A 13,483-nucleotide genomic window follows, 5' to 3' on the forward strand; every position below is an offset into this window, starting at 1 on the left:
GGCACCGACTTCACCACCGTCACCGACGAACGCGTCACCGAGGTCGAACACCTGCTCAACACCAGACCCCGAGCCACCCTCGGCTTCCACACCCCGGCCGTTAGGCTCAACGAACTACTCACCGTTGCACACACGAGTTGAGACCGCCCACCCCGTCCCCGTCGAGTGCTCACTTCACTTCCCGACGCGTACGCCCGTCGGAGAGTGGGCACTCGATCGGGCGTCCGTGTCGGGACGTGGGCACTCGACCGGAGCGTTGGGCGGGGTTGCTGGTTGGATCGAGGCCATGACGCACGAGATCGTGAGCCCGCGCCGCTGCCGACCGGGTGACAAGGTGGCGGTGCTCTCGCCCTCGTGGGCCGCGCCCGCGCTCTTCCCCGCCGTCCACGACCAGGCGATGCGCCGGCTGCGCGACGAGCTCGGCCTCGAGCCGGTGGAGTACCCGACGACGCGGGCGCTGGCTTCGCCTGCCGAACGGGCGGGGGACCTCATGACGGCCTTTGCCGACCCCGACATCCGGGCCGTCATGGCCACGATCGGCGGCGACGACCAGATCACGGTGCTGCGCCACCTCGATCCTGACGTCGTGCGCGCCGACCCGAAACCGTTCCTCGGCTACAGCGACAACACGAACCTGCTCAACTGGCTGTGGTTCCACGGCATCGAGGGCGTGCACGGTGGTTCGACCCAGGTGCACCTCGGTCCCGGCCCCTCGCCCGACGCCGAGCACCTGACCTCGCTCCGGGCGGCCCTCTTCGGGGGCGACGTGACCCTCGCGCCGGTCGCCCGCACCCGCGACATGGGTCTGCGCTGGGACGACCCCGCAGCGCTCACCGACGCGCCGCCCGACGCGCCCGCCGAGCCGTGGACGTGGTCCGGGCCGCAGCGGGTCGTGACGGGCCAGACGTGGGGCGGCAACATCGAGATCCTCCGCTGGACGCTCGAGGTGGGCCGTTTCGTGCGACCGGTCGAGGCGTATGCCGGCTGCGTCCTGGCGCTCGAGGCGAGCGAGGAGATGCCGTCCCCCGAGGAGCACGCTCGCGGCCTGCGCAACCTCGGCGAGCGTGGCGTGCTCGGTGCGGCCTCCGCGCTGCTGTGGGCACGACCGTTCGCATCCGGCCCCGGGCACGAGCGCACCGTGGAGGAGGCGTCGGCGTGGCGTGCGGAGCATCGTGACCAGGTGCTTCGGGCCGTGGCCGAGTACAACCCCGAGCTCGTCGTCGCGCTCGACGTCGACTTCGGGCACACGTCGCCTCAGTGGGTGCTGCCCTACGGCGGCCAGGTCACCGTCGACGGGGTCGCGCGGACGGTGACGGCACACTTCTCCTGACGGTCGGTCTGCCCACCACGGAGTCGCCGCCCGGGCCCACGGTCCGCGCACGCCGTGGACGGGTACGAGAAGACGGCCACCGGGTTGGCCGTGCCACCCCGCCATGCGGAACACTGGTAGTCCGCCGGACGTTGTGCCGGTGGAAAGACTCACCGGACGAGCAGGAGGACCGGGGCGCTCGCGCCCCGCACGTACATGGACGCCAAACGCATTCTGCGCACACCACTGCTGTGGATCCTGGTCCTCATCAGCGCGCTCGTCTTCGGCATGATGTTCTCGGAGTCCGGCCCGCCCCGGATCGACACGTCGGCTGCCATGAAGCAGATCACCGACGGCAACGTCGAGTCGGCCAAGCTGCTCAACAACGAGCGCATGGAACTGACGCTCAAGACGCCGTACACCTCGGCCGACGGCACCGTGAAGGACGCGAAGTCGGTCTACGCCTTCTACGTCGACGCGCGCGGCAAGGACGTCGTCGACGCCCTCAACGCCAAGCCCCCGACGCAGGGCGTTGACGACCAGATCGACCAGCAGAGCTGGTTCGGCTCGCTGCTCTTCTCGATCCTGCCGATCATCATCATCCTCGGCCTCTTCTGGTTCCTGATGGGCCAGATGCAGGGGGGCGGCAACCGCGTCATGCAGTTCGGCAAGTCGCGCGCCAAGCTTGCGACGAAGGACACACCCAAGGTCACCTTCGCCGACGTCGCTGGCTGCGACGAGGCCATCGAGGAGCTCCAGGAGATCAAGGAGTTCCTCCAGGAGCCGGCGAAGTTCCTCGCGGTCGGCGCCAAGATCCCCAAGGGCGTGCTGCTCTACGGCCAGCCCGGCACCGGCAAGACGCTGCTCGCCCGCGCCGTCGCGGGTGAGGCCGGCGTGCCGTTCTACTCGATCTCCGGCTCCGACTTCGTGGAGATGTTCGTCGGTGTGGGCGCGAGCCGCGTCCGCGACCTCTTCGAGCAGGCCAAGGCCAACGCGCCGGCCATCGTCTTCGTCGACGAGATCGACGCCGTCGGTCGCCACCGTGGCGCCGGCATGGGCGGCGGCCACGACGAGCGCGAGCAGACCCTCAACCAGCTGCTCGTGGAGATGGACGGCTTCGACGTCAAGACGAACGTCATCCTCATCGCGGCGACCAACCGCCCTGACATCCTCGATCCGGCCCTGCTGCGTCCCGGCCGTTTCGACCGCCAGATCGCGGTCGACGCGCCCGACATGATCGGCCGCCACCGCATCCTCGAGGTGCACGCCCAGGGCAAGCCGGTCACGGCCGACGTCGACCTGCTCGCCGTCGCTCGCCGCACGCCCGGTTTCACCGGCGCCGACCTGGCCAACGTGCTCAACGAGGCGGCCCTGCTGACCGCCCGCAGCGACAAGAAGGTCATCGACAACGCCGCACTCGACGAGGCCATCGACCGCGTCATCGCGGGCCCGCAGAAGCGCACGCGCATCATGTCGGCCAAGGAGCGCAAGATCACGGCGTACCACGAGGGTGGCCACGCGCTCGTCGCCGCGGCGCTCAACCACACCGACCCGGTGACGAAGGTGACGATCCTGCCGCGCGGCCGGGCCCTCGGCTACACGATGGTCATGCCGGTCGACGACAAGTACTCCACGACGCGCAACGAGATCCTCGACCAGCTCGCGTACGCCCTCGGTGGCCGTGTCGCCGAGGAGATCGTCTTCCACGAGCCGACCACCGGTGCCAGCAACGACATCGAGAAGGCCACGGGCATGGCCCGCAAGATGGTCACCGAGTTCGGCATGTCCGAGCGCGTCGGTGCCATCAAGCTCGGCCAGAGCACGGGCGAGGTCTTCCTCGGCCGCGACATGGGTCACCAGCGCGACTACTCCGAGGACGTCGCCCGCATCGTCGACGAGGAGGTGCGCAGCCTCATCGACTCCGCGCACGACGAGGCGTATGCCGCCCTCAACGCCAACCGCGACCTGCTCGACCACCTCGTGCTGGAGCTGCTCGAGAAGGAGACGCTCAACGTCCACGAGCTCGCCGAGCTGTTCAAGCCCGTCGTCAAGCAGCCGGCCCGCCCGACCTGGCTGTCGTCGCAGACGCGCCAGCTGAGCGACCGTCCGCCGGTGCTGACGCCCGCCGAGATCGCGGCGCGCCAGAACGGCGCCGGGGGCCGGAACGGCCACCTGCCGCCGCCGGTCCCGGCCGACAAGGTCATCGAGGACCAGATCGACGAGGCCGCCTCGGTCGGCGCCCACCCGCTCGCCGAGGAGCACCCCGTCGAGCAGGTCATCGAGGTCCCGGACGACCAGCCGGTCAACCCCGGCGAGAAGGGCTGAGGGTGGCCATCGACCACGCGCGGGCCGAGGCGGCGGTTCGCGAGCTCCTGCTCGCCATCGGTGAGGACCCCGACCGTGAGGGCCTGCAGGACACCCCGGCCCGCGTCGCCCGGTCCTACACCGAGATCTTCGCCGGCCTCGACCAGACGGCCGAGGAGGTGCTCAGCACGACCTTCTCGATCGACCACGAAGAGCTCATCATCGTCCGCGACATCGAGCTCTACAGCACCTGCGAGCACCACCTCGTGCCGTTCCACGGCGTCGCCCACGTCGGCTACATCCCCGACAAGGACGGTCGCGTCACCGGCCTGTCCAAGCTGGCCCGCCTGGTCGAGGTCTTCGCTCGTCGCCCGCAGGTGCAGGAGCGGCTGACGTCGCAGATCGCCGACGCCCTGGTCGAGCACCTGTCGGTGCGCGGCGTCATCGTCGTCATCCAGGCCGAGCACCTCTGCATGTCGATGCGCGGCATCCGCAAGCCGGGAGCCAGCACGATCACCTCGGCCGTGCGTGGTCAGCTGCGCGACGGGGCCACTCGAGCAGAGGCCATGGCGCTCATGCTCGAGGGCAACAAGTGAGCGCGACCGACGACACCACTGCGCTCCTCGGCGAGCGTGACCGCACCGTCGTCATGGGCGTCGTCAACGTCACCCCCGACTCGTTCTCGGACGGTGGTGAGTGGTTCGAGCAGGACGCCGCCATCGCGCACGGCCGTGAGGTGCTGGCGGCCGGCGCCGACATCGTCGACGTCGGTGGCGAGTCGACCCGCCCCGGTGCGGAGCGCCCCTCTGTCGAGGAGGAGCTGCGCCGCGTCGTCCCCGTCGTCACGGCCCTCGCCGCCGACGGTGCGGTGATCTCGGTCGACACCATGCGGGCGGCCGTGGCCCGTGCCGCCGTCGACGCCGGCGCCACCATCGTCAACGACGTGTCCGGTGGCCTGGCCGACCCCGAGATGGTGCCGTGGGTCGCCGCGAACCGGCTGCCGTACATCGCGATGCACTGGCGGGGGCACAGCACGAGCATGCAGTCGCGGGCCGACTACGACGACGTCGTCGCCGACGTGTGTCGCGAGCTCGCCGAGAGGCGCGACGCGCTGCTCGCCGGGGGCATCGACGAGGGCAACCTCGTGCTCGACCCCGGCCTCGGCTTCGCCAAGAACGCCGGCCACAACTGGGCGCTCATGGCGGCCCTGCCCGTTCTCCACGACCTCGGACACCCGATCCTGCTCGGCGCCTCCCGCAAGGCCTTCCTCGGGCGCCTCGGCCTTGCCGCCGACGAGACCCCGCGACCGGCCGCCGATCGCGACGTCGAGACGACCGCCACCTCGGTGATGGCCGCGATGGCCGGACTGTGGTGCGTGCGCGTGCACGACGTCGCCTCGACCGTGCGCGCCCTGTCGGTCGTGCAGGCCGCCCTCGACCACGCCCCGGCCGACGGGGAGGGCCTCGACTGATGGCCGACCGCATCGTGCTGCAGGGCGTCTCCGCCCGCGGCAACCACGGCGTGCTCGACTTCGAGAAGCGCGACGGCCAGACGTTCGTCGTCGACGTGACGATGGTGTGCGACCTCGAGCCGGCCGGCCGCACCGACGCCCTCGCCGCCACGGTCAACTACGCGGATGTCGCGGCCGACGTGGTCGCGCGCATCACCGGACCGTCCTTCGACCTCATCGAGCGGCTCGCCGAGGTCATCGCCGACGACGTGCTCCGTCATGACCTCGTCGACCGGGTCGAGGTCGTCGTGCACAAGCCGGAGGCCCCGGTGGGCCAGCCCTTCACCGACGTGCAGGTGCGCGTCGAGCGCGACAACGCGGCCCACGTCGTCATCGCCCTCGGCACGAACCTCGGCGACCGCGGGCAGACCCTCGTCGACGCGGTGGCCTCGCTCACGGCGCTGCCAGGGCTGACCGTGACGTCGGTGTCCGACATCGTCGCGACCGATCCCGTCGGCGGCCCCGAGCAGCCCGAGTACCTCAACGCGGTCGTCGTGGCACGCTCGATTCTCTACCCGCACGACCTGTTGGCCGAGCTGCACCGCATCGAGGCCGATCACGGGCGCACCCGCGAGATCCGTTGGGGTGCAAGGACCCTCGATCTCGACCTCATCCAGTACGGCCAGCCCGGCGGTCACCGCGAGGTTGTCAGCGACGACCCTGCGCTCACCCTCCCGCATCCTCGCGCCCGCGAGAGGGCTTTCGTGCTCGTGCCGTGGAGCGACGCCGACCCGCAGGCGACGCTGCGCGTAGACCCCGGAGCAGACGGCATACGGCCCGTGGCGGATCTCCTGGCCGACCTCGACCGGTCGGGCGTGCGCCCCGGCCCCCGATGGGAGCAGCAGTGAGACCGCACTCCGGCGTGCGCGCCACCACCCTCGTGCTCGCGGCGGTGGCGATGACCGTGCTCGCATGGCTCGTGCTGCGGCTGCTGGCCTCCCGCGGCACCCCCGTGCCCGAGCCGGGCTGGGTCGGGGCAGCCGCGATGCTCTTCCTCGGTGGGGGCCTCCTCGTCGCCGGCTGGCAGGTGCGCAAGGTGCGCGACGGCTCGCCCAACCCTGCGGTCACGCCGCTCCGGGCGGCCCGCACGCTCGTGCTCGGCCAGGCCGGTGCGCTCACCGGTGCGGTGCTCGTCGGCTGGTACGTCGCGAACGTGCTGGTGCTGCTGCCCGACGCCGACGTCGTGTCCCAGCGCGGGCGGATCTGGCCCTTCCTGCTGCACGCCGTCGTCGCGCTGCTGCTGGCCGTCTCGGGCATGCTCGTCCAGGCCTGGTGCCGGCTGCGGCCGCGCGACGACGAGGACGACGACACCGACCGCGCCTGAGCGCAACGAACGGCCCGCCCGAGGTGTCATCCATGACATGGGATCTCTGGGGGCACGTACGCGGACGGCTCGGAGCGGCCGATGGGCCGTGACACTCGCGGTGGGGGCCGGCCTGCTGGTGGGCTGCGCGGCCACGGGGACGGACACCCCGGGCGGTTCGGGCGCGGTGACGAGCGTGCCGGCCAGGGACGACGTCGGCACGGATCCCGTGCCGGGAAACCCCGGCTCGACACCCTTGCCGGTTCGCGCACCATCAGCAGAGTTCGTCGACCGCGCCCGGCTCGTCGCCGATGCCGTACGCCGCGCCGGCGTGCCCGTGCCCCCGACCCAGCTGGTGCTGCTCTCGGGCTGGGGAGTCGACGAGGGCTTCGACACGAGCGAGCAGAAGGTCGCCTGGGGCTCCGGTCACATCACCCTGGCACCCGCTGTCGACAAGGCCGTCGCAGGCTCGGGCACGCTGCGCCTCGCAGACGGCTCGACCCGCCCCGTCGACCTGCTGGGCGTCCGCCGCGCGCTCGACCGCACTCTCGACGGCGCACTCGGCACGCCGACCGACTGCAACGCGGTCGTCGCTGCGCAGTGCAGGCTCGTCGTGTCCAGGGCCGTGCTCAGCGAGGCGAAGGTGCGCACGGCCCAGGGCGAGGTGACCGCACCGGTCTGGCGGCTGACCATCGACGGGCTGTCGCACACGATCTCGGTGATCGCCGTCGGCGACGGAGTGATGGTGCGTCCGCAGTACCAGGGACCGTTGGCGGGGCTGCCCGACGCGCCGGCCGGGCTGCGCGCCGCGGACTCGCTCAAGCGGGTAGACGGCGCGACCGTCGACGTGGGCATCGCCGGCGGTGGCTGCGACGTGGACCTCGCGGCACACGTCGTCGAGCTCGGCGACATGGTCGTCGTCGGTGGCACGGCGCAGCCGCCACCGAAGGACGTGGCGTGCCCGGCGATCTACATCTCCAAACCCGCCACGCTGCACCTGGCGAAGCCGCTCGGCACCCGGCCGGTCATCGACGTCGTGACGGGTCGCCCGCGGCTGCTCGGGGTGCCCGCCTTCTGACCCGAGCTGACCCGAGCTGACCCGTGCTGACCCGTGGCCTGCCTGTCAGGTGGTGCCGGCGACCGTGGACGTCGACGTGGGCGTCTTCGTGGTGGTCGTCGACGTCGGCGGCTGCGGGGGGCCGTCGGGCTTGGTGGTGCGGGTCGGCCAGGGCGGCGGGACCGTGTCGACGGTGTCCTCGTTCGAGCAGGCCGCCGCGAGCGTGACCGTCGCGGTGATGACGGTGACCGCTGCGGCGCGGAGGACGGTGGCCCGCGAGAGCGGGCGGAACGGCATACGCCCCAAAGGGTTTCGGCTCACGATGACCCTCACTTGTCGACGTCGCCGACGACGAAGAACATCGAACCGAGGATCGCGACCATGTCGGCGATGAGCTGCCCGGGCAGCATCTCCGAGAGCACGCTGACGTTGTTGAAGGACGCCGAGCGCAGCTTGAGCCGCCACGGGGTCTTCTCGCCGCGCGAGACGAGGTAGTAGCCGTTGAAGCCGAGGGGGTTCTCGGTGGCGCTGTAGATCTCGCCCTCGGGCACCTTGAGCACCTTGGGCAGCTTGACGTTGATCGGCCCCTGGGGCAGCTGCACGAGGCGGTCCAGACAGGCCTGGGCGAGGTCGAGCGAGACGTGGACCTGCTCGAGCAGCACCTCGAGCCGCGCGAGACAGTCGCCGGCGGTGCGGGTGACGACGCGGCCGGGTCCCTTGTCGCCGAAGAGCTCGCCGTAGGCCAGGTAGGGCGCGTCGCGGCGCAGGTCGACGTCGAGCCCGCTGGCTCGCGCGATGGGGCCAGAGACGCCGTACGCCTCGACCGTCTCGCGCGACAGCACCCCGACGCCGCGGGTGCGCGCCTCGAGGATCTCGTTGCCGACGATGAGGCGCTCGAGGTCGGGCAGGCGCCGCCGCACGTTGGCGATCGCCTTGTCGACGCGGCCCATCCACCCGGCGGGGAGATCCTCCTTGAGGCCGCCCACGCGGTTGAACATGTAGTGCATCCGCCCGCCCGAGACCTCCTCCATGACGGCCTGGAGCTCCTCGCGCTCGCGGAACGCGTGGAAGACCGGCGTGATCGCGCCGAGCTCGAGCGGGTAGCTGCCGAGGAACATCAGGTGGTTGAGCACGCGGTTGAGCTCGGCGAGCGCGGTGCGCGCCCACACGGCCCGCTCGGGCACCTCCATGCCGAGCATCTGCTCGACGCCGAGCACGACGCCGAGCTCGTTGCTGAAGGCGCTGAGCCAGTCGTGCCGGTTGGCGAGCACGATGATCTGGCGGTAGTCGCGCACCTCGAAGAGCTTCTCGGCGCCCCGGTGCATGTAGCCGATGATCGGCTCGGCGCTGACGATGCGCTCGCCGTCGACGACGATGCGCAGGCGCAGCACGCCGTGCGTGGCCGGGTGCTGCGGGCCGATGTTGAGCACCATGTCGGCGGTCGCGAGGCCGCCGGCGCCGACCCCCACGGTCAGCGCGCGGCCGGGTGTGGACGCCGTCGGGGTCGTCGGCGTCGTCGTCTCGCTCACGGAGTCGACCCTACGTGCCTCATGCGCCCGAGTATGCCGTGAGCCCCGTTCCGCACGTCGGCCGCGTAGCGTCGGTGCCGTGTCGGCACCGAGCCGAACAGACCAGCCGAACAGACGAGCCGAACAGTGCGGAGACGACATGAGCGAGCTGACCCCGTACATCTGCGTCTCGGACTCGCGCGCCGCCATCGACTGGTACCGCGAGCGGCTCGGGGCGGAGGTCGTGTTCGAGCCGATCGTCATGGACGACGGACGCGTCGGGCACTGCGAGCTCGAGGTCGATGGCGCTCGCTGGATGATGTCCGACGAGTTCGGGTCGGCGGGGGTCGCGCCGCCTGACCCGGCCCGGGGCAGTGCGGTCTCGCTGCACCTCACCGTCGCCGACGTCGATGCCGTCTGCGCCGCCGTGCGCGAGGGCGGCGGGACCGTCGACCGTGGTCCCGAGGACAACGCGCCCATCGGTCGGGTCGCTGTGTTCCATGACCCGTTCGGCCACCGGTGGTTCCTCAACCAGCCTCTGCCGCAAGCCGACTGAGCCGGCTCCGAGCCGATCAGGTGCGCCGGTCCGCCTCACGTCCGCGCAGGACGAGGTAGCCGGCGAGGGCGAGCAGCAGGATCGTCGTGACGACGGTGAGCAGGATCGGCACGAGGAGCGACCCGCGGGCGGCCTCCTGGTCGGCTGAGTCGGCCGGCCGCACGTGCACCGTGGCGCCCGCCGTGGCGGTCGACCCGTCGAGGCCGATGGTCGCGTGGAACGAGAACGTGCCCGTCACCGGGTGCCCGTCGTCCGAGGTGACGCGGTAGGTCACCGTGTAGTCGCCGCCGGGGGCGTTCGGGGCAACGGACTGCGTGACGTCACGACCGCTGATGGTCGGAGCCCCCGAGGAGACTGGGCCGGACGGTCCCGTGACGACCACCTGAGAGCCGATGTCGAGGGGCGCCTCGGAGAAGGTGAGCACGACGGTGGCGGGCATCTTCGAGACGGTCGTGCCGTCAGCGGGGTTGGTGCGTTCAAGCACGTCGTGCGCGGACGCCGCCAGCGGTGCCGCCCCGAGCAGCCCCACCGAGAGTCCGAGGCCGAGCAGGATGGAGACGAGACGACGCATGCCGTCAGGGTACGTCGGGCCCACCGACGCGCTTGACCGCCCACCAGAAGTCCCCGAAGCCACCTCGCCTCGAGAGCTCCGCCTCGGCGCCGGCGCGCTCCAGCGCCCGCAGGTAGCCGAGCGGGTCGGTGCCGGCCACGGCGTGGTCGGGCCGGGCCCCGGTGAGGCCCAGCTCGCGCAGCAGATCACGCTGCAGATGCAGCTCGTCGGCGTCGAGGCTGTCCACGGCCACGTGGGCGGTGAGGTCGCACGAGCCGTCGGCCACTGGGTGCACGAGCCCACCGCTCGCGTATGCCGTCAGCGTCCCCTCGCGCGGCCGCTCCGTGACCGTGTGGCCGTAGTCCACGGCCACCAGGGTGCCCGAGACGACCCGCGCGACGAGGTTGGCCCAGGCCTGGTCGCGGGCGAGGCCCACCTCGACCCGGTCGCCCGAGGCGGCGACGGGCCAGTGGGCGGCGGCCCAGGTGCGTTCCGCGTCCGGCACGAGTCCCCCGAGCGTCTCGTCACCCGTGGCAGGGTCGACCAGCACCTCGCGCAGCCCACCCGTCGCGTCGACCTCGGCGACGGTGCACGGCACGACGTCGAGCCACTCGTGGGCGACGACCAGCACGTCCTCCAGGCCTGTCAGCTCCACCGGGAGCATGGGCCCGCCCGGGGAGCGGAGCCACTCGATGTGCGGGTCGAGCCCGGTGGGTCGCTCCACGACGTCGACGGCCACGACCCGCACGCCTGCGCCGCTGGGTGGAGGTGGTTCGTCGCGACCCGGCGCGACGGTATACCTAGGCGGGGATGAGGTTTGGGCAAGGGCCGCCACGAGGTGCGTCGCCAGCTCGCCGCGTCCGGCGCCCACGTCGACGACCACCGATGGCGGGCGGGTGCCGTGCTCGGCGTGCCACACGCCGAGCAACGCCTCGGCGAGCACGCGCCCGGTCACCCCGTGGGCTGCGGTCGTGAAGTGCGCCGCCGGACCACCGCGCGCGACGTAGAAACCCCGCCCAGCGGCATACAGGGCGTCGTGCCACGCCTCGCGCCACGGAACGGGATCCACGCCTCCGGACTGTAGGCGATAGCGTTCCGTGGGTGAGCACCCCGCACGACCGCCCCGCGCGCTTCGACGTCGGCATCGTCGGAGCAGGGCGCGTCGGCGCCGTGCTCGGTGCGGCCCTGGTGCGGGCCGGCCACGTCGTCACCGGGGTCTCGGCCGTCAGCGAGGCGAGCCTGGAGCGAGCCGCCAGCCTGCTGCCCGGCGTGCCGGTCAAGCCGATCCCCGAGGTCGTGTCGGGCGCCCACCTCGTCGTGCTCGCCGTTCCCGACGACACGCTCGAGCCGCTCGTCGCGGGTCTCAGCTCGACGGGCACCTTCACGCCGGGTCAGCTCGTGATGCACACCTCCGGCGCCCACGGCATCTCCGTCTTCGAGTCGGCTGCGGCCAGCGACATCATCCCGCTCGCACTGCACCCGGCGATGACGTTCACCGGCACGGCCCTCGACCTCGAGCGGCTGGGCGGCTGCTGCTTCGGCGTCACGACGGTCGACCTCGCGCGCCCGGTCGGCGAGGCGCTCGTCATCGAGATGGGCGGCGAGCCCGTGTGGGTCGCCGAGGACGACCGCGTCACCTACCACGCGGCCCTCGCCCACGGCGCCAACCACCTGGTGACCCTGGTGGCCCAGTCGATGCAGCTGCTCGGCGAGACCGGCATCGAGGATCCCGCCCGCCTGCTGGAGCCGCTCCTCACGGCGGCGCTCGCCAACACCCTGCAGCGGGGTGACGCAGCCCTCACCGGTCCGGTGGCGCGGGGTGATGCCGGTACCGTGGCCGGGCACGTCGCGATGCTGCGCAAGGTCGCCCCCGACATCCAGCCGACCTACCTCGCGCTCGCTCGAGCGACGGCACAGCGGGCCTTGCTCAGCGGGCGCCTTCGTCCGTCCGCCGCCGGCCCGCTGCTCGAGCTGTTGGCGCACGAGGAGGACCAGCCGTGACACCACCCGAGGCACCCACCGCACCCATGGTGGCCCGCACCCGCGACGAGCTGCGCGAGGCACGGTCGGCGCTCGACGACGCCGACGTCGCGGTCGTCATGACGATGGGCGCGCTGCACGAGGGGCACGCGACCCTCATCCACCAGGCCCGCAAGACGCACCAGCACGTCGTCGTGACGATCTTCCTCAACCCGCTCCAGTTCGGGCCCAAGGAGGACCTCTCCCGCTACCCCCGCACATTCGACGCAGACCTCGAGATCTGCACCGCGGCGGGCGTCGACCTCGTCTTCGCGCCCACGCCCGACGTCATCTACCCCGACGGCGACCCCGGCGTACGCGTCTCGGCCGGCCCGCTCGGTGACGTCCTCGAGGGCCAGGCCCGTCCCGGTCACTTCGACGGCATGCTCACGGTGGTCGGCAAGCTCATGCACCTCACGCGGTGCAGCGCGGCCTACTTCGGGCAGAAGGACGCCCAGCAGCTGCTGCTCATCCGGCGGATGTGCCGCGACCTCGACTTCCCGGTGCGCGTCGTCGCCGTGCCGACCGTCCGCGAGGCCGACGGCCTGGCGATGTCGAGCCGCAACACCTACCTCACGCAGTCCGACCGCGAGACCGCGCTGTGCCTGTCAGCGGCCCTGCGCGCGGGTGCCGCCGCGGCGACCGAGGGTCCGTCGGCCGTGCGTCGTGCCGCGCGGGCCGTGCTCGTGCGCGAGCCCCTGGCCCTCATCGACTACCTCGTGCTCGTCCACCCCGACACGCTCGAGGACGTGCCCGAGTGGTATCGCGGAGAGGCCCTGCTCGCGGTTGCCGGCCGCGTGGGCACGACCCGCCTGATCGACAACCTGCCCGTGCTCGTCGGACCCGGCGGTGGGGCGCTCGAGATCTTCTCGCAGTCCTGAGTCCCTTTCTCCCACAACGATGCCCGAGAGTCTTAGGAAGTAACCCCGTGCAGCGCTTCATGCTCCACTCGAAGATCCACCGAGCCAAGGTCACGCAGGCCGACCTGCACTACGTCGGCTCGCTCACCATCGACCGCGACCTGCTCGACGCGGCCGACCTGTGGCCGGGCCAGCAGGTCGACGTCGTCGACGTCGACAACGGCAACCGCCTCACGACCTACGCCATCGAGGGCGAGCGCGGCACCGGGATCGTCTGCATCAACGGCGCCGCAGCCCGGCTCATCGCTCCCGGCGACACCGTCATCATCATCGCGTACGCCGCCATGGACGACGCCGAGGCGCGTACGTTCGAGCCGCAGGTCGTCTTCGTCGACGACCACAACCGCGTGGTCGAGGTGGGGCACGATGCAGGTGACGTCCCCGACGGTTTCGGCCTCATGACGTCTGCCGTCACCGAGCGGCACCACGACTACCAGGACTGAGAGG

The 13,483-nt window shown here is 71.7% G+C and carries 15 protein-coding genes; 11 read left to right on the forward strand and 4 right to left on the reverse strand.

Annotated features, from left to right (window positions below; translation table 11 throughout):
- The first annotated feature begins 286 nt into the window (after nt 1-286).
- From AB4091_RS15075 to AB4091_RS15105, 7 genes are all read left to right on the forward strand, one after another.
- Entirely contained in the window at nt 287-1,330 is a 1,044-nt protein-coding gene (locus tag AB4091_RS15075) for a S66 family peptidase (protein WP_442292575.1), read from the forward strand.
- A gap of 195 nt (nt 1,331-1,525) precedes the next feature.
- The gene (gene ftsH / locus AB4091_RS15080; RefSeq protein WP_442292576.1) at nt 1,526-3,634 is read left to right on the forward strand and encodes an ATP-dependent zinc metalloprotease FtsH; all 2,109 of its coding nucleotides are present in this window, start codon (nt 1,526-1,528) and stop codon (nt 3,632-3,634) included.
- 2 nt (nt 3,635-3,636) lie between these two features.
- The gene (folE, locus tag AB4091_RS15085) at nt 3,637-4,209 is read left to right on the forward strand and encodes a GTP cyclohydrolase I FolE (protein ID WP_442292577.1); all 573 of its coding nucleotides are present in this window, start codon (nt 3,637-3,639) and stop codon (nt 4,207-4,209) included.
- Nucleotides 4,210-4,262: 53 nt separating this feature from the next.
- Complete coding sequence (folP, locus tag AB4091_RS15090) at nt 4,263-5,084, forward strand: dihydropteroate synthase (RefSeq protein ID WP_442293104.1); 822 nt, start codon at nt 4,263-4,265, stop codon at nt 5,082-5,084.
- The gene (gene folK / locus AB4091_RS15095; RefSeq protein ID WP_442292578.1) at nt 5,084-5,971 is read left to right on the forward strand and encodes a 2-amino-4-hydroxy-6-hydroxymethyldihydropteridine diphosphokinase; all 888 of its coding nucleotides are present in this window, start codon (nt 5,084-5,086) and stop codon (nt 5,969-5,971) included. Before folP ends, folK begins: the two co-directional genes overlap by 1 nt.
- Complete coding sequence (locus AB4091_RS15100) at nt 5,968-6,447, forward strand: DUF3180 domain-containing protein (protein WP_442292579.1); 480 nt, start codon at nt 5,968-5,970, stop codon at nt 6,445-6,447. The genes folK and AB4091_RS15100 overlap by 4 nt, the downstream gene beginning before the upstream one ends.
- An 88-nt stretch (nt 6,448-6,535) precedes the next feature.
- The gene (locus tag AB4091_RS15105) at nt 6,536-7,504 is read left to right on the forward strand and encodes a hypothetical protein (RefSeq protein ID WP_442292580.1); all 969 of its coding nucleotides are present in this window, start codon (nt 6,536-6,538) and stop codon (nt 7,502-7,504) included.
- 45 nt (nt 7,505-7,549) lie between these two features.
- Here AB4091_RS15105 and AB4091_RS15110 read toward each other — a convergent pair whose 3' ends face one another.
- Together AB4091_RS15110 and AB4091_RS15115 are read right to left on the reverse strand one after the other, a co-directional pair.
- Nucleotides 7,550-7,804, reverse strand: a complete 255-nt coding sequence (locus AB4091_RS15110; protein ID WP_442292581.1) for a hypothetical protein — start codon at nt 7,802-7,804, stop codon at nt 7,550-7,552.
- Between the two features lie 8 nt (nt 7,805-7,812).
- The gene (locus AB4091_RS15115; protein WP_442293106.1) at nt 7,813-8,916 is read right to left on the reverse strand and encodes an NADH-quinone oxidoreductase subunit D; all 1,104 of its coding nucleotides are present in this window, start codon (nt 8,914-8,916) and stop codon (nt 7,813-7,815) included.
- Nucleotides 8,917-9,151: 235 nt separating this feature from the next.
- Here AB4091_RS15115 and AB4091_RS15120 point away from each other — a divergent pair, with 235 nt between their 5' ends.
- A complete protein-coding gene (locus tag AB4091_RS15120; protein WP_442292582.1) occupies nt 9,152-9,547 on the forward strand; it encodes a VOC family protein in 396 nt (131 codons plus the stop codon).
- A gap of 16 nt (nt 9,548-9,563) precedes the next feature.
- Here AB4091_RS15120 and AB4091_RS15125 read toward each other — a convergent pair whose 3' ends face one another.
- Nucleotides 9,564-10,118: a copper resistance CopC family protein gene (locus tag AB4091_RS15125; RefSeq protein ID WP_442292583.1), complete on the reverse strand. Its 555-nt coding sequence runs from the start codon at nt 10,116-10,118 to the stop codon at nt 9,564-9,566.
- A gap of 4 nt (nt 10,119-10,122) precedes the next feature.
- Nucleotides 10,123-11,166, reverse strand: a complete 1,044-nt coding sequence (locus AB4091_RS15130; RefSeq protein ID WP_442292584.1) for an SAM-dependent methyltransferase — start codon at nt 11,164-11,166, stop codon at nt 10,123-10,125.
- Nucleotides 11,167-11,198: 32 nt separating this feature from the next.
- Here AB4091_RS15130 and AB4091_RS15135 point away from each other — a divergent pair, with 32 nt between their 5' ends.
- From AB4091_RS15135 to panD, 3 genes are read left to right on the forward strand one after another with little or no spacing between them, the layout of a single operon-like run.
- Nucleotides 11,199-12,098, forward strand: coding sequence for a Rossmann-like and DUF2520 domain-containing protein (locus AB4091_RS15135; RefSeq protein WP_442292585.1), 900 nt, complete (start codon nt 11,199-11,201; stop codon nt 12,096-12,098).
- Nucleotides 12,099-12,124: 26 nt separating this feature from the next.
- Nucleotides 12,125-12,997, forward strand: coding sequence for a pantoate--beta-alanine ligase (gene panC / locus AB4091_RS15140; RefSeq protein ID WP_442293108.1), 873 nt, complete (start codon nt 12,125-12,127; stop codon nt 12,995-12,997).
- A 47-nt stretch (nt 12,998-13,044) separates the two neighbouring features.
- Nucleotides 13,045-13,479, forward strand: coding sequence for an aspartate 1-decarboxylase (gene panD, locus AB4091_RS15145; RefSeq protein ID WP_442292586.1), 435 nt, complete (start codon nt 13,045-13,047; stop codon nt 13,477-13,479).
- The last annotated feature ends 4 nt before the right edge of the window (nt 13,480-13,483 follow it).

The organism is Terrabacter sp. 2RAF25 (genome assembly GCF_052115265.1).
Taxonomy (GTDB): domain Bacteria; phylum Actinomycetota; class Actinomycetes; order Actinomycetales; family Dermatophilaceae; genus Terrabacter.